The sequence below is a fragment of the Sinorhizobium psoraleae genome (genome assembly GCF_013283645.1).
Taxonomy (GTDB): domain Bacteria; phylum Pseudomonadota; class Alphaproteobacteria; order Rhizobiales; family Rhizobiaceae; genus Sinorhizobium; species Sinorhizobium psoraleae.
In genome coordinates this window covers 923,116-939,475 of record NZ_JABEKV010000003.1, presented here as the reverse complement: position 1 = coordinate 939,475, position 16,360 = coordinate 923,116, and the positions used below count along the sequence as shown (strand labels likewise).

Annotated in this window: 12 protein-coding genes; 3 read left to right on the top strand and 9 right to left on the bottom strand. The window is 62.0% G+C overall.

The annotated features are described in order from the left end of the window. Positions 1–143 precede the first annotated feature (143 nt). Entirely contained in the window at positions 144–2,768 is a 2,625-nt protein-coding gene (locus ILFOPFJJ_RS20040; protein ID WP_173512308.1) for a malto-oligosyltrehalose synthase, read from the top strand. A 101-nt stretch (positions 2,769–2,869) separates the two neighbouring features. Here ILFOPFJJ_RS20040 and xdhC read toward each other — a convergent pair whose 3' ends face one another. Genes xdhC through uraH form a run of 4 tightly spaced genes read right to left on the bottom strand, consistent with a single transcriptional unit; the run spans position 2,870 to position 8,006 of the window. Beyond that, on the bottom strand, positions 2,870–3,733 hold the full coding sequence (gene xdhC / locus ILFOPFJJ_RS20035) for a xanthine dehydrogenase accessory protein XdhC (RefSeq protein ID WP_173512307.1): 864 nt from the start codon (positions 3,731–3,733) through the stop codon (positions 2,870–2,872). 53 nt (positions 3,734–3,786) lie between these two features. Further along, on the bottom strand, positions 3,787–6,132 hold the full coding sequence (gene xdhB, locus ILFOPFJJ_RS20030; RefSeq protein WP_173512306.1) for a xanthine dehydrogenase molybdopterin binding subunit: 2,346 nt from the start codon (positions 6,130–6,132) through the stop codon (positions 3,787–3,789). A gap of 14 nt (positions 6,133–6,146) precedes the next feature. Continuing rightward, the gene (gene xdhA, locus ILFOPFJJ_RS20025; RefSeq protein WP_173512305.1) at positions 6,147–7,628 is read right to left on the bottom strand and encodes a xanthine dehydrogenase small subunit; all 1,482 of its coding nucleotides are present in this window, start codon (positions 7,626–7,628) and stop codon (positions 6,147–6,149) included. Positions 7,629–7,634: 6 nt separating this feature from the next. Beyond that, the gene (uraH, locus tag ILFOPFJJ_RS20020) at positions 7,635–8,006 is read right to left on the bottom strand and encodes a hydroxyisourate hydrolase (RefSeq protein ID WP_173512304.1); all 372 of its coding nucleotides are present in this window, start codon (positions 8,004–8,006) and stop codon (positions 7,635–7,637) included. A gap of 168 nt (positions 8,007–8,174) precedes the next feature. Between uraH and puuE the strand changes: the two genes are divergently transcribed. Then, positions 8,175–9,590, top strand: a complete 1,416-nt coding sequence (puuE, locus tag ILFOPFJJ_RS20015) for an allantoinase PuuE (RefSeq protein WP_173512303.1) — start codon at positions 8,175–8,177, stop codon at positions 9,588–9,590. Between the two features lie 69 nt (positions 9,591–9,659). Further along, positions 9,660–10,145 carry an ureidoglycolate lyase gene (locus ILFOPFJJ_RS20010; protein WP_173512302.1) on the top strand — a complete coding sequence of 162 codons (486 nt, stop codon included), beginning with the start codon at positions 9,660–9,662 and terminating at the stop codon, positions 10,143–10,145. Positions 10,146–10,216: 71 nt separating this feature from the next. Here ILFOPFJJ_RS20010 and ILFOPFJJ_RS20005 read toward each other — a convergent pair whose 3' ends face one another. The 5 genes from ILFOPFJJ_RS20005 to ILFOPFJJ_RS19985 form a co-directional block, all read right to left on the bottom strand. After that, complete coding sequence (locus ILFOPFJJ_RS20005) at positions 10,217–11,845, bottom strand: ABC transporter ATP-binding protein (RefSeq protein ID WP_173512301.1); 1,629 nt, start codon at positions 11,843–11,845, stop codon at positions 10,217–10,219. After that, the gene (locus ILFOPFJJ_RS20000; RefSeq protein ID WP_173512300.1) at positions 11,838–12,770 is read right to left on the bottom strand and encodes an ABC transporter permease; all 933 of its coding nucleotides are present in this window, start codon (positions 12,768–12,770) and stop codon (positions 11,838–11,840) included. The genes ILFOPFJJ_RS20005 and ILFOPFJJ_RS20000 overlap by 8 nt, the downstream gene beginning before the upstream one ends. Positions 12,771–12,775: 5 nt before the next feature. Beyond that, positions 12,776–13,690, bottom strand: coding sequence for an ABC transporter permease (locus ILFOPFJJ_RS19995; RefSeq protein ID WP_173512299.1), 915 nt, complete (start codon positions 13,688–13,690; stop codon positions 12,776–12,778). Positions 13,691–13,850: 160 nt separating this feature from the next. Next, entirely contained in the window at positions 13,851–15,356 is a 1,506-nt protein-coding gene (locus ILFOPFJJ_RS19990; protein ID WP_173512298.1) for an ABC transporter substrate-binding protein, read from the bottom strand. 96 nt (positions 15,357–15,452) lie between these two features. Then, positions 15,453–16,346, bottom strand: coding sequence for a DMT family transporter (locus tag ILFOPFJJ_RS19985; protein WP_173512297.1), 894 nt, complete (start codon positions 16,344–16,346; stop codon positions 15,453–15,455). Between the last annotated feature and the right edge of the window lie 14 nt (positions 16,347–16,360).

Genomic DNA, 16,360 nt, shown 5'->3' with positions numbered 1-16,360 from the left:
AAAAGCAGACTTCCAGACCAAGCTTCGCATCCGGGCGGGGGGGTGGCTGTCACAGGTCGTGGAAATGCTGTTCCTGTCGCATGGCCGCGGAACAAAGGGCGATGAGTAGTGTTGGATCTTTCCAGGATTAAATCAGCCCCGCCATGCAACCGCTCAAAGCAACCTATCGCCTGCAATTTCGAAACGGGATGGATTTCGCGAAGGCCGTGGAACTGGTTCCACATCTCGTCCGGCTCGGCATATCCCATCTTTACGCCTCGCCGATATTTTCGGCGGTGCGTGGCTCGACGCATGGCTACGATGTTGTCGATTTTAACGAGATCGACACCGCTCTCGGCGGTCGAGAGGGATTTTTGCGGCTGGTCAGCCAACTCAGAGCCGAAGGACTCGGGATCATTCTCGACATCGTTCCGAACCATATGGCCGCCAGTCTCGAGAATACGTGGTGGCACAGTGTCATCGAATCGGGCCGCTCCAGCGCATATGCCGGTTATTTCGACATCGACTGGCGGGAGCCTCTCACCTTGCCTTTCCTGGGACAGTCTTTTGAGGAAGAGCTAGCCGCCGGCAATGTCCGGCTCGCACTCGATCGCAACCGCAATTGTCTGGCGCTGAAACATTATGATGCGCTCTATCCCCTCAACCCCGCTACCTATCCGCTAATTCTCATGGATGCGAACCCGGCTCTCGAAGGGATTGCCGCAGTTGCCGGAGCGGCGGAGCCCAAGGGCACCGCGGATCTTCATTCCGAAGTCTCGTCGATGTTGGAGACGCCACAGGTTGCCGCGGAGCTGGACGAACTTCTCGAACGGCTCTCCGCCGACAAGCCGTATTTGCTGCAGCTGCATCAGATACAGCACTGGCGGCTCACAAGCTGGAAATCCGCGCGACACCAGCTGAGCTATCGCCGGTTCTTTGAGATAGCCGGCCTAATCGGCATGCGAGTCGAACATCCGTCGGTTTTTGCGGACACTCATCGGCTGGCGCTGGATCTGGTCAGGCATGGCCTCGTTGACGGATTACGGGTCGATCACATCGACGGTCTTGCTGATCCCGAAGCCTACCTTCATCGCTTGCGCCAACACGTCGGCAACAGCACCTACCTCGTCGTCGAGAAAATATTGGAGGAGAATGAAACGCTGCCGCAGGAATGGCCGGTTGAGGGGAGCACGGGCTACGAGTTCATCTCAGGACTGGCGGAACTCCTGACCAACGAGCACCCCTCTTCCGGGCTTTTGAGCGGGACGCGAAGGTCGGCGGTGAAAAAGGCGGTCCTTGAATGCAAGCTGCAAGTGTTGGGCCATAATTTCAGCGCCGAGGTCATGCGGCTCGCGAGACTTGCCGCCCGCCTCGGGAACAATGACGATTCACCCCACGACACCGACGGCTGCGCCGAAGCCATTCGCCAGTTGATGGCAGCGCTGCACGTCTACCGGACCTATGTCAGCGACCGCGGAGCAACCGAGCGCGACAATCGAATCCTCGACGAAATTGAATTGAAAGCGGTGGCCGCCGCCCCAACGGCCGAGACCGAAATCGCCATTGCCATGGCCGCACTGAAGGGCGGCCTGGCGAACCGAGAACTGCAATCCGAGTTTCGTACGCGTTTTCAGCAACTAAGTGGCGCCGTCATGGCCAAGGCGGTCGAGGATACCTTCTTCTACAGAAGGACAGATTATCTCGCTGCGAATGAAGTGGGAGCCGCTCCGTCTTGGAGGCCGGGCGGCGTCGACCGCTTTCATGAGATGATGCGAGATCGCGCACGCGAAATGCCGAACGGCCTCTCGGCAACGTCCACACACGACACCAAACGTGGCGAGGACGCACGCGCCCGTCTCTATACGATCAGCGAGGCACCGGATGCCTGGGCCATCTCGGTTGCACACTGGCACGATATGAATGCGGAACGGATCCGCCATCTCCAAAGCGGCGACGCGCCGGAAACCTCCGTAGAGCAGTTCCTCTACCAGAGCTTGCTTGGTATCTGGCCAATCGAGCCTCTTCTCAACGAACAGGAACTTTCGGCTCTGCGTGGGCGCATCGGCGGCTTTGCCGTAAAGGCGCTCCGGGAAGCAAAACTGAGGACGACCTGGGAGTGCCCCGATGAGGACTACGAGAGGGCGGTGACGGCGTTTCTCTCTGACCTCCTCGATTTGCGGACCCGAACATTTCTCGAGAGCTTCGGGAATACGGCCACGCCTTTCATTCGGGCCGGCTTGATAAACAGCCTCTCGCAAACCCTGGTGAAGCTGACCGCACCGGGAATTCCGGATATTTATCAAGGCAGCGAGCGTCTCAACCTCAGCCTCGTCGACCCCGATAATCGCCGGCCATTTTCACCGCGCCCCTCACCCTCGACTCTCCCGCGGACGCCGACTACGAGCGATTTTGAAGACTGCAAGCAATTGCTGATCGGAACATGCCTGAACTATCGCCGAAACAGAGGCGCGGACCTGTTGACGAAAGGCGGGTATCTGCCCTTGCATCTGCGAGGCCCCGGCTCCCGCCATGCTGCTGCGTTCATGCGGCACACCGAGAACGACTTTGCGATCACGGTGGTCCCGCGACTTGTCTTCCGCCATACCGATGGGCACAGGCTGTCCATCCTTCCCGGCCTATGGCAGGACACCTATCTGGCATGGCCCGATGGCCGCGAGCCCACGCTATTGCGGAACCTTTTCACCGGGGACATCGTCGAGCCTCAGCGCCACGTTCCGATCGCAGACGTCCTCCGCGACTTCGCCGTCGCGTTCCTCGTTCCGGCGTGATTGGAGCGGACGAGAGCAATCAAGGTTAAGTGTGTAACGGTTTTTTGCCCGGAATTCGTAGGAGCAGACGGCCACGGGTCGCGGGTTCCAACGGAAGCGCCTCACGCGCCGATCGGTCTTCCCTGTCTGCTTGACGGGATCTCTTCCTGCCTCTGATTGCCCTTCAACGCCGCAGTGATGATTTCGGCGGCCGCGAGCGCTGCAATCACCGCCGGTCGTTTGTCCTTCACCGAGGCGCCACCGATTGGGCAGACAAGCTTCTCCATGAGCTCGGGACGCTGTATCTCCCGCGAAAGCCAGCTCTTGAACGTGGCACGCTTGGTTTTCGAGCCGATCATGCCGACGTAGCAGGCATCCCTCCGACCGAGCGCTTCGGCGGCGATCAGGAAATCCAGCGCATGGTCATGGGTAAGGATGACGAAGGCGCTTCCCGTCGGGGCATCGCGCACGACCGCCTCCGGCATCGCCGTGAGGCAGGTCTCGATGCCGGGAACATCGACGGCTGAAAGCTCATGCTCGCGGGTATCGACGAGGATGGTTCGCAGAGGCACCAGTGAAAGCGCCATGGCGAGGGCGTCGCCGACGTGCCCGGCGCCGAAGACATAGACATGCGGCCGGCGGGCGATCTCGCGGTCGCTGCGCTCAATAAGGGCTGCACGGATTTCCTTGTCGGCCGGTTTGAAGGCAAGCGCTACGCGTCCGCCGCAGCATTGGCCGATCTCGGGGCCGAGCGGGATCGTCAGTTCGTTGTCAGCGCTCGCTCCCTGGAGAAGCTTCCGCGCGTGATCGATCGCCATATATTCCAGCTGGCCGCCGCCGATCGTGGCGAAGGTGCGGCCCTTCGAGACGAGCATCCAGGCATCCGTGTCGCGCGGTGTCGAGCCGGCCGCTACGGCCACCTCGACGAGGACACAGGCCGTCTCACGACCCAGAAAATCCCGAATATCCTCTCTGCTCGCAAGCATGCTCGTGCATCCCGTTACAACGCGTGGCGCCGACTCATGCGCCGCATCAAATGCTACCGCGCGGTCTCCGTTTCTGCGTTCCCGCGCAGCCGCTCAATCGCCATCAGCACGCGCTCGGGCGTCGCCGGAGCGTCGACGCGCGGCGGAATACGATATCCCGCAACGCTTGCCGCTGCCATGGATATAGCTTCGAGAACGGAAATGCCCAACATGAAGGGCGGTTCCCCGACCGCCTTGGAGCGGCGGATCGTCTCCTCCCGGTTGACGGACCATTCCGCCAGACGCACGTTGAAGACACGCGGCCGGTCGGAGGCGAGCGGGATCTTGTAGGTCGATGGCGCATGGGTGCGCAGCCGGCCCTTTGCATCCCACCAGAGTTCTTCCGTCGTCAGCCAGCCCATGCCCTGCACGAAAGCGCCTTCGACCTGACCGAGATCGAGCGCCGGATTGAGCGACTTGCCGACGTCGTGAATGATGTCCGTGCGGTCGACCTGGTATTCCCCGGTCAGCGTGTCGACGCTGACTTCCGAACAGGAGGCACCGTAGGCGTAGTAATAGAACGGACGGCCGCGGCCTTCGGAGCGGTTCCAGTGGATCTTCGGGGTCTTGTAGAAGCCGGCGGCGGAAAGCTGAACGCGCGCCGTGTACGCCGTCTTGATGAATTCCGGGAAGGAGATGCGTTCGTTGCCGATCCTGACCACATTCGGCTCGAAGGCGACATCCGCTTCGCTGACGCCATAGCGTTCCGCCGCAAAGCTGATGAGTCTCGCCTTGATCTGCTGGGCCGCATTGGCAGCCGCCATGCCGTTCAGGTCCGAGCCGGACGAGGCGGCGGTCGCCGAGGTGTTCGGCACCTTGCCGGTCGAGGTCGCGGTCACCTTGATCCGGTCGAGATCCACCTGAAACTCGTCGGCGACGACCTGGGCGACCTTGGTGTAAAGCCCCTGCCCCATCTCGGTTCCGCCATGGTTCAGGTGGATCGAGCCGTCGGTGTAGACATGGACCAGAGCGCCGGCCTGATTGTATTCCGTCTTGGTGAAGGAAATGCCGAACTTCACCGGCGTCAGCGCGATGCCGCGCTTGATCACGCGGTTCTCGCGGTTGAAGGCGAGGACCGCCTTACGCCGGGCGGCATAGTCCGCCGAGGCTTCGAGTTCCTCGATGATCCGCCCGATAATGTTGTCTTCGACGGTCTGGTGATAGGGCGTCAGATTGCGCCCCTCGCCACCGTAGAAGTTGAGCTTGCGGATCTCGAGCGGATCCTTGCCGAGCGTGTAGGCGATATCCTCGATCATTCGCTCGCCGCCGACCATGCCCTGCGGTCCGCCGAAACCGCGAAAGGCGGTATTCGACACTGTATTGGTCTTCATCGGCCGCGAACGCAGCCGAACGTTCGGATAGAAATAGCAGTTGTCGGCGTGGAAAAGCGCGCGGTCCGTCACCGGACCGGAGAGATCGGCCGAAAAGCCGCAGCGTGCCGCAAAGACCGCGTCCACCGCCTCGATCCGGCCGTCATCGTCGAAGCCGATCCTGTAGTCGACAAGGAAATCGTGGCGCTTGCCGGTCGCCGTCATGTCGTCGTCGCGGTCGGGGCGTATCTTGACGGCGCGGCGGTATTTTCGCGCCGCCATGGCAGCAACCGCCGCAAAGAGGTTTGCCTGCGTCTCCTTGCCGCCGAAGCCGCCGCCCATGCGCCGGACATTGACGATCACCGCGTTGGAGGGAACGCCCAATACCTGGGCGACCATATGCTGCGTCTCGCTCGGATGCTGGGTCGAGGCGTAGACGGTCACCTCGTCATCTTCGCCGGGGATGGCGAAGGAAATGTGGCCCTCCAGGTAGAAGTGGTCCTGGCCACCGATCCGCATCTCGCCTTGGACGATGTTCTTCGCCTTGGCAAATCCGGCATCGATGTCGCCACGTTCAAGCTTGAGCGGATCGATCACCAGCGGATAGTTCGCCGCCGCGGCCTCCTTGACGTCGGTGACATGCGGCAGGTCTCGATAGTCGACCTTGACCTTCGCAGCCGCCCGCCGCGCGGCATCGCGTGACGTCGCGATCACGGCGAAGATCGGCTGCCCATGAAACTCGACCTTGCCGGTCGCAAACACCGGATCGTCATGCTTGTGCGCGGGGCTGACATCGTTTTCGCCGGGAATGTCGTCGGCCGTCAGAATGCCGACGACGCCGGCGCTAGCGCTGACTTCCGCAAAATCGATCGACAGGATCTCAGCATGCGCACGGGCGGACAGGCCGAGATAGGCGTGCAATGTCCCGGCGGGTTCGGGAATGTCGTCGATATATTCCGCCGTGCCCGAGACATGCTTGTGCCCGGACTCGTGCTTTTCCTTCTCGTGAACGCCTCCGCGGATGCGGTCGATGGGCTGCATCACATTCATGGCTCAAACCTCCCCTAGACCGCGACGGCGACAGCGCGATCGAGCCGGACGCGTCCGGCTTCCTGCGTTTCCAGGTAAAAGCGGCGGAGCAGGTTCTTCGCCACAAGCATGCGGTATTCCGCAGAGGCGCGCCAATCGGTCAGAGGCGTGAAGTCCTTGACAAAGGCGGCCACCGCGGCCTCGATCGTCGCTTCGTTCCAGTCCGCGCCTTTCAATCTCGCCTCCACGTTAAAGGCGCGCTTCGGCGTACCCGCCATGCCCCCGAAGGCGACCGTCACATCGACAACCTTGCCCCGCCCGTCGAGCGCCACGCGAAAGGCACCGCAGACGGCGGAAATGTCTTCGTCGAGCCGCTTGGTGACCTTGTAGACCGCGAAGCGCGCCGCCTCGTCGAGGAGCGGGATGCGTATCAACTCTACAAACTCGCCGGGTTCGCGATCCTGCTTTCCGTATTCGATGAAGAAAGCCTCGAGCGGCAGGGTCCGACGCCGTGCGCCCTTGCGCAGCGTCACCGATGCGCCGAGCGCGATCAGTGCCGGCGGCGTGTCGCCGATCGGCGAACCATTGGCTATGTTGCCGCCGACGGTGCCCATGTTGCGCACCTGTCGGCCGCCGATCCGATCCCATAGCTCCCGCAATTGCGGGAAGTGCTCCACGATCACCGGATAAGCTTCGGTGTAGCTGGCACCGGCCCCGAGCGTGATGCCGTCGCCGTCGACGGAGATCCGGCGCAGGTCATCGAGGTGGGAGATGTGCACGACCGGCGCGATGTCGCGCATGAACTTCGTTACCCACAGACCGACATCGGTCGAGCCGGCAACGATCGTTGCCTTCGGATTGGATTCGAATATCGCGGCAAAATCGTCCACCGAAGCGGGCAACACGAAACGCTCGGCCTCCTTGCCGATCACGACACGACGGCCGTCCTGAAGAGCGGCAAGCTGCCTGCCGATATTTTCGCGCTCGACAACGAGCGGATCTTTTCCGACCTCGCCGATCGATGAAATCGCTTCCGCAGCACGGATGATCGCCGCATAGCCGGTGCAGCGACAGAGATTGCCCTGCAGCGCCTTTTCGATCTCCTGAACGCTCGGCTTTGGATTTTCCATCCAGAGGCCGTAGAGCGACATGACGAAGCCCGGGGTGCAGAAGCCGCACTGCGAGGCGTGCGTGTCGACCATTGCCTGCTGTACCGGGTGAAGCGGGCCGTTCGGCTGCGCCAGCGCATCGACGGTGACGACGTGACAGCCGTCGAGTGAACCGACGAAGCGAATGCAGGCGTTGATGGATTCGTATTTCAATTGACCGTCAAGAAGCCGGCCGACGAGCACGGTGCAGGCTCCGCAGTCGCCCTCAGCACAGCCTTCCTTGGTTCCGCGCAAGTTTCGGTCGATGCGCAGGAAATCGAGGAGCGTCTGGACGGGTGAAACATCGGCCAGCTCGACAAGCCGGTCATTGAGCAGGAAACGGATGGTTTTGCGGATTTCAATTGTCATGGCCGGTCAACTCCCGCGGTAGGTCGAGTAGCCATAGGGCGAAAGCAGGAGCGGCACGTGATAGTGCGCCGCCTGGTCGGCGATCCCGAAGCGGATCGGTATAACGTCGAGAAAGGGAATGGCGCCGCGTTCCGCGGCCGGGCCGAGATATTCGCCGGCGTGGAAACGCAGCTCGTAAGTCCCGCTTTCCATGCGTTCGCCGGCAAGCAGCGGCTGGTCACAGCGGCCGTCGTCGTTGGTTCTCGTGGAGACGAGATGCTCCGCCCGTTCGCCGTCGAACCGGTAGAGTTCGATGCGCAGGTTGCTGGCCGGCCTGCCGCTTGCCGTGTCCAGCACATGGGTCGTCAGGCGGCCGGCGTTTCCACCTTGAGATTGCATGCGTTCGCTCCTCCCGAAGTCAGCTTTCCATTGCACAGTATCCGGAGGGGGTATGCGCTTGTGTAGCGGCCTCAGCCTTCGAGACTTTCAAATTTTTTGGGGGGAATGAGAACGCGGCTTTCTCGCTACGAATTGTGGTGAGAGACAATGTCTGGAGGAGCTGCTTTCATGAGATACCCCCGCGATCTTCACGGCCATGGCCCAAATCCCCGCGCGGTCTGGCCGGACGGAGCGCGGATCGCCGTCCAGTTCGTGATCAATTACGAGGAGGGCGGCGAAAACTGCGTGCTGCATGGCGATGCGGCGTCGGAAGCCTTTCTTTCGGAGATCGTCGGCGCGCAAGCCTGGCCGGGTCAGCGCCACTGGAACATGGAGTCGATCTACGAATATGGCGCACGCGCCGGCTTCTGGCGCCTGCACCGCCTGTTCACTGATCGCGATGTGCCCGCCACCGTCTATGGCGTGGCAACGGCGCTCAAACGCTCACCCGCCCAGGTCGCGGCGATGCAGGGGGCCGGTTGGGAAATTGCCTCGCACGGCCTGAAATGGATCGAGCACAAGGATTTCAGCATCGATAAGGAGCGGGCCGAAATCGCCGAGGCGATCCGTCTCCACACGATCGTCACGGGCGAACGGCCGCGCGGCTGGTACACCGGCCGCTGCTCGGAAAACACGCTTGATCTGGTGACCGAGGCCGGCGGCTTCGACTATGTCTCCGATTCCTATGCCGACGACCTCCCCTACTGGCATGAGCACGACGGCAAACATCAGCTCGTCGTTCCCTATACGCTCGACGCAAACGACATGCGCTTTGCGACAGCGCAAGGCTTCAACAGCGGCGACCAGTTCTTCAGCTATCTTAAGGACAGCTTCGACGTTCTCTACGCCGAGGGTGCTGCCGGCTCGCCGAAAATGATGAGCATCGGCCTCCACTGCCGCCTCGCGGGCCGGCCAGGGCGTATCGCAGCACTCGCCCGTTTCCTCGACTATGTGAAAGGGCATGAGAAGGTCTGGCTTGCCCGCCGCATCGACATTGCCCGCCACTGGGCGAAGACCTTCCCCTTTGAGGCCGATAACAGCCGCCCCTCGCGGCTTTCCGAAGAGGCGTTCATTGCTCGCTTCGGTGGCGTCTTCGAACATTCGAAGTGGATCGCCAAGCGTGTCTTTGCCGGCGAACTTTCGCCTGCCAACGACACGGCGATCGGTCTCCACGCGGCTCTCGTCCACGTTTTTCGCAGCGCCACGGAAGAGGAGCGGCTGGCGGTTCTCAATGCCCACCCGGACCTTGCCGGCAAGCTCGCAGAGGCCAAGCGCCTGACCGAGAGCTCGACCAACGAACAGGCCTCGGCCGGTCTCGATGCGCTGACGGACGGCGAGCGCGAGCGCTTCACGACGCTCAACAGCGCCTATGTCGAAAAGTTCGGCTTTCCATTCATCATGGCGGTCAAGGGACGCCGCAAGGACGAGATCCTGACCGCCTTCGAAAGCCGCCTCGGCAACGGCCGCGAAACCGAGTTCAACACGGCGTGCCGCCAGGTGGAAAGGATTGCACTGCTCCGCCTCCAGGACATGCTGCCAAACTGAAGGAATGCGATGACGACAAGGCGGCGTCAGCCGTTTGCGCATCTTGGACGGAATCGTGGAACCTGCCAGATGAAGGAAATTGCCATCCAGCCGTTGACCCGCGAGGCCTTTGCGCCTTTCGGAGAGGTCATCGAGAAGGAAAACGCCCATAGCTTTCCGATCAATGGCGGAAAGTGCATGCGCTATCACGACCTCGCCAGGATCGAAACCACGGGCGAAAAAGCACGCCCGATGATCAGCATCGTGTGCGGCGAGCCTTACGCCCTGCCTCTGACCTTGACGATGGTGGAGCGTCACCCGCTTGGGAGCCAGGCCTTCATCCCGCTCGGAAACAATCCGTTCCTGGTCGTGGTTTCCGAGGAGACGGCCGAAGGTCCCGGCGAGCCGCGCGCCTTCCTGACGGCACCGGGCCAGGGGGTCAACATAGCCCGAAACGTCTGGCACGGCATTCTGACGCCGCTGGAGGCCGTTTCCGATTTCGCGGTGATCGATCGCGGCGGAGAAGGCGTCAATCTGGAGGAACATTTTTTCGAGGAACCGTTCCTCCTGCGATAGCGCTCCGCGCCGATGCCGAGGACGAGCGCGGGCCGATCTCGGCCTTGCCCCCTTCGTCGGGCGTCCCGCGCTCAACCCATTTCGAGGCCGGCACGAACCTTGGGCATGCGACGCGCTGCTTGAACGCGCGGATCCGGATCGAGGCCGGCGTCCAGCAGGCGCCGCGTATAGTCGCGCTGCGGGCTCTCGAAGATCTGCCTGACCGTGCCGACTTCGACGCATTCGCCCGACTGCATCACCATCACATGATCAGCGAAATCGCGCACCACCGGCAGGTCGTGGGCGATGAAGATGAAAGCGATGCCCAGTTCGCGCCGGAGCTTGTCGAGGAGCGCGATCACTTGTGCCTGGATCGACACGTCAAGTGCGGAGACTGCCTCGTCGCAAACGATGAGTTCGGGCCGAAGCGCCAGCGCGCGGGCGATCGCGATCCTCTGGCGCTGGCCGCCGGAGAACTGGTGCGGATAGCGCCCGGCATGGGCGGGCGAAAGGCCGACCTGCGTCAGCAATTCCTCCACCCGTGCACGCCATTGCGGCTTCGGCAGGATCTCGGGATGGATGACCCAGGCCTCGGATATCAGCTGATAGACCGTCATGCGCGGATTGAGCGACTGCGTCGGATCCTGAAATACCATCTGCATCTGGCGCCGGAGCTGGTAGAGCTCCTTGGCCGGCATTTTCAGAAGGTCCCGACCCTTCCAATAGGCGTGGCCGGAGTCCGCCTCGTCAAGCCGCAGGAGCGTGCGCGCCAGGGTCGACTTTCCCGATCCGCTCTCGCCGACGACGGCCATCGTCTCTCCCGGCTGCAAGGTGAAGGATATGCCCTTCAATGCCTTGAAGGAGCCATAGGACTTGCAGAGGTCTTCGACCTTCAAAAGCGGCTCACCGGTGGCATTCGGTTCATGCATCTCGCCCCGACCGGGAGCAGCCGAAATCAGCTTGCGCGTGTAGGGATGCCTGGGATTGTGATAGACCTCGTCCGGCGTCCCGGTCTCCACGATCTCGCCGGCATTCATAACGACCACTCGGTCGGCAATGTCGGCCACGACACCGAGGTCGTGGGTGATCAACAGGAGCCCGAGGCCTGTTTCCTTCTGCAGTTCGCCGAGGAGGGCAAGCACTTCGGCCTGCACCGTCACATCGAGCGCGGTCGTCGGCTCGTCGGCAATCACGATGTCGGGTTTGAGTGCAAGCGCCATCGCGATCATCAGACGCTGCCGCTGACCGCCGGAGAACTGATGCGGATATTTGCGCATCGCGGCCTCCGGCGCGGGAATGCCGACGCGCTTCAGAAGATCGAGCGCCCGCGCGCGCGCCGCTTCGGCCGTGACACCATGAATGCGCATCACCTCGATGATCTGCCAGCCGACCGTGAAAACAGGGTTCAGATGACTGAGCGGGTCCTGGAAGACCATTGCGATCCGCTTGCCGTTGATCGCGCGGCGCTCATCGTCGGACATGGCGAGCAGGTTTTTTCCGGCGAAGAAGACCTCTCCGCTGGTGATCTCGCCAGGCGGCATGTCGATCAGGTTCATGATCGCGGAGGCGGAGACGGACTTGCCCGAGCCGCTTTCACCGAGAATCGCAAGTGTTTCGCCGCGGTCCAGATGCCAGCTTATGTTGCGCACCGCATGCACCGTGCCGCCAGCCGTGTGGAACTGAACGGACAGGTTTCGAACTTCAAGCAGATGCTCAGCCATTCTTGCGGCCTCCGATTTCGAGTCTCCAGCGCTGCGCCGGATCGAGGGCGACGCGCGTCCAGTTCGACAGCAGATTGAGCGACAGCGTTGTCAGAATGATCGCCAGGCCCGGCCAGAACGCCAACCACCAAGCGTTAGTGAGGTACTGCTTGCCTTGCGCGACCATCAGGCCCCAGGTCACTTCGGGCGGCTGAATGCCGATGCCGAGGAAGGAAAGCGAGGACTCGGCCAGCATGACGAAGGCGAAGTCGAGCGTCGCAATGGTCACGAGCGTCGGGACGACCATGGGCAGGATATGGCGGAAGACGATCCGCAAGGACGACGCCCCCATGACCTTTGCCGCCTGTACGAACATGCGCTGGCGAATCTCGAGCACCTCGGCGCGCGTCGTGCGCAGATAGACCGGGATGCGCGTCACGGCGAGAACGATCACGATGTTGCCGACAGATGGCGCCAGCATGTAGAGCACGATCACTGCGAGAAGCAGCGATGGGAAGGACATGATCACGTCGGCAAGCCGCATGATCACGTTCGACACCCGGTCGGAAGAATAGCCGGCAACGAGGCCAAGCAATGCACCGGCGACGCCGGAGCAGACGACAGCGCCAGCGGCGATCATCAAGGTGTTTTGCGCGGCAACGACGATACGGGCGAGCAACGGCCGGCCGAGTGCGTCGGCTCCAAGCAGAAAGAGCCAGCCCCTATCGAGCGAAAACGGCGCCAGATTGCGGGCGCGCAGGTTTTGCGCCACCGCCGCTTCGCCGAGCAGCATCGGCCCGAAGATGGCGCACAGAACCGCAAGGATGAGGAAGACCGTTGCAAAGAACGCAAACTTGTCGCGCCACAACATGCCTATGAGTACATGCGCCTTGCCGCGCTGCTTGGCCGGGATCTGCGTGGATGGCAAAATACTGGACATGGTCATGGCCTTCAGGTCCTGAGGCGCGGATCAAGCAATGCGTAGGCAATGTCGATCAGCATGTTCATGACGAAGATCGCAAGCGCGGTGACCATGATCGCCGCAAGGATCACGTTGAAGTCGCGTTGCAAGATGGAATCGATCATCAGCTTGCCGACGCCGGGGAAACCGAAGATCGTCTCGACAACGACGGCGCCGTTAAGCATCGCAGCCGCCTGGTCGCCGATGACCGTGATTACCGGCAGCATGGCGTTACGCAGCGTATGGACGAAAATGATCGAACGGTTCCCGACGCCCTTGGCGCGCGCGGTTTTCACATAGGCGGATCCGAAAGCTGTCAGCATCGAGCCGCGCACCACCTGAAGGATCAAGCCGAACGGCCTGATGAAGAGCACCGCCACCGGCAAAATCCAGTGCCAGAGCGTGCCGGTGCCCGACGTCGGAACCCAGCCGAGCGTGATGGAGAAGAGGACGATGCCGACGATCGCGATCCAGAAATCCGGGGCCGATGCGCCGATCAGCGAGACCAGTGAGACGAAACGATCGAACAGGCCGCCGGGGCGGAAGGCCGCGATCGAGCCGACGGTGATGGCGAGCACCGTCACCAGCGCGATGGTGATCAGCGCCAGTTGCAGCGTCCAGGTGAAGGACTCCAGAACCACGTCGATCGCTGGACGCGCCTTGCGGATCGAGTCGCCGAAGTCGAGGTGCAGGATGTCCCAGACATAACGTCCGAATTGCTGAATGAGCGGATCGTTCAAGCCATGCAGTTCGCGGAACTTGTCGAGCATTTCCTGGGTCGCATCGATCGGCAGGAACAGGGCTGCCGGATCGCCCGTCAACCGCGACAGGAAGAACACCATCACCACGAGCGCGACGAGCGAGAAGAAACTCGAAACGATGCGCCTCATCATCTTTTTTCCCATCGGTCCTACTCCCGATTGTCTCTGCATGTTCCTCAGATCGGAGCCGATTTGAGGAACATGCAGTAATCAAAGCGCTACAGCGACCCTTTATGCGCCTGAACACGCACGGCGCTGTAGGAAAGGCGGAGTTGTCGCCGCCCTTCCCAATTTCAGGATCCGCTTACTTGAAGCGGATTTCCGACAGTTGCAGCTGAGAATTGGTTGCGATCGTCGGGGTGAAGTCGATGCGCGGATTGACCCGTGCAAAGCCCACCATATGGAACAGCAGCACATCGGCAACCACCTCGTCATGAAGATAGGCGATGAGCTTCTTCCAGCCGGCGGCGCGTGCCTCGCCGGTCGCCGCGGTCGCTTCGGCGATCATCTTGTCGACATCCGGATTCGCGATGCCCGATTGACGGCCGTTGCTGTCGTACTTGAAGTACATCGAGAAAACCGGATCGCCACGCGCATTGTCGTGCTGTGCGGCGACAAGCTGCGGTCCGCGGTTTTCCGGATAGGGCTTCGAATACTGCTTTTCGAATTCCGCGACTTCGTACATCTGCAGTTTCGTCTTGAAGCCGACCTCTTCAAACATCTGCTGGGCAGCTTCGAGCACTTCCACAACGTTCGGGAAGTTGTTCGTACGACCGACGATGATGATGGGCGTTTCGACAGGAACGCCATCGGCCTTCGCCTCGGCAAGCAGTTTCTTGGCGCCTTCCGGGTCAAAGGGCGCGACCTTCACGTCGGGATTCCAGCCGAGTGTCGTCGGCGGCACGATTGCCGTCGCCTTGATCGCCCCCTTTGGCAGCAGCGTGCCGATGAAGGCATCGCGATCGAGCGCCATGTTGAGCGCCTGGCGCACACGCTTGTCGTTGAGCGGCGGTATCGAGTGGTCGAGCCGCATATAGAAGGTTTCGGAGTTGGGATAGCTGAAATCCAGCTCGGCGTCATTGGCGTCGAGTTCGGAGATCAGCGGCGCAATGTCGGCCTCGCCGGCAGCGACCATGGCCGCCCGCACGGAGGGATCGGCGCGGAACACATAGGTAGCCTTCGTCACCTCCGGCGCGCTGCCCCAATAGTCGTCGCGGCGCGTAAGCGTGATGCTCTGACCCGCCTTCCATTCCGTGAGCTTGTAGGGACCCGTGCCGATCGGCTCGCGCGTGAATTCGATCGGGGTTTCGGCAGGCACGATCGTCACCAGCGTCATCAGGAGCGGCAGGATGGGCTGGGCCGGCGTCGCGGTGATATCGACCGTGTTGTCGTCGACGACCTTGGTCTCAAGCTTGGTATCGCCGAAGTAGCGCGGGCTTTCGCACGAGATCTTGTCGCTCATCGCCCGTTCGATCGAGTGCTTGACGTCACCGGCGTCAAAGGCGGAACCGTCGGAGAACTTCGCACCCTTGCGCAGATGGAAGCGCCAGGTGCCAGGACTTGCCTCCTCCCAGCTCTCGGCCAGGCGCGGCATCAAGCCCTTTTTATTGCGAACGTCGAGTTCCGTCAGCGTCTCGGAGACATTCTGCAGTATGATGCGCCCGATGTTCGAGCGCGTCGCCATGCAAGGCTCCACAAGGTCGACCTCTTCGTCGAGGACGACCGTGATGTCCTTTGCTTCCTGCGCCCAGGCCGACGCCACCGCCGACGCGGTCATCATCAAGCCCAACAACAGTCTCTTGCCCTTCATCTAGTCCTCCCTAGTGAGGCAGCGCTTTCAATGTTCCGTGTCCGGCCGCGCTGCGAAGCCGTTGCTATCGGTTGCCGCCGCCGGCGGCAGGCTGTCTCAGTCTTCCGCCAACCGTCGCTTCAGACGCCCTCCTCCCACGACGATCATCGTCGCAGCGAAAATGATCGCGGCACCAAACCAGGTGGACAGCCCAGCGATCTCGCCGAACAGGATCCAGGCCATGACCGCAACAAACGGCAGCCGCAGAAAATCCATCGGCGCAATCTGCGATGCATCCGCGATGCTGAACGCCTTGGTCATCAGCGCCATGTTGGCAGCTCCCATCGCGCCCTGCAGTGCGAGCAAGGCAAACTCGCGAAGGTCGGGCGTCGTCCAGTAGAGAGCCGCAGGCACAGCCGCTAACGGTACGGTTACGATCAGGTTCCAGACGACGAGCGTTTCGGTCGAATCCAGGTCCGACATGCGCTTCAGCATGAGCTGTACGAGCGCCTGCAGCGCGGCGCCGGCGAGCGCCAGAAGCAAGGCCGGGGCCATGCCGCCCTGCCCTGCGGGGTCGATGATGATCAACGCGCCCGCGAAGCCTGCCACGAGCGCGAAAACGAGGCCCGGCGTCAACTTTTCGCCGAGCCAAAGCCAAGCGCCAAGCATCAGAAAGATCGGCGTCGTGAACATGATCGCCATCGCGTCGGCCAGTGGAGCGGCGGCGAAGGCCATAAAAAAACAAACGAGCGCGGCAAGCTTCAGCGCCGCGCGCGTAACATGCTGAAGCCGATAGCCGGACTTGAGAACGCGAGGGCGCGCCAGGATCAACGGGACGATTGTTGCCAGGCCGAAGAGGCTGCGAAAGAAGCCGATGACGAACGCATGCACCTCACCCGCAAGCAGACGGACAACCGCCGCATCCGCGGCAGCAAGCGCAGCGGCCACTGCGACGCAACACAGCGCCTTGGCCGTCGAACGCTCACTCTGATGATTGACGATTGCCGCCATGCTCTCCCGTGACG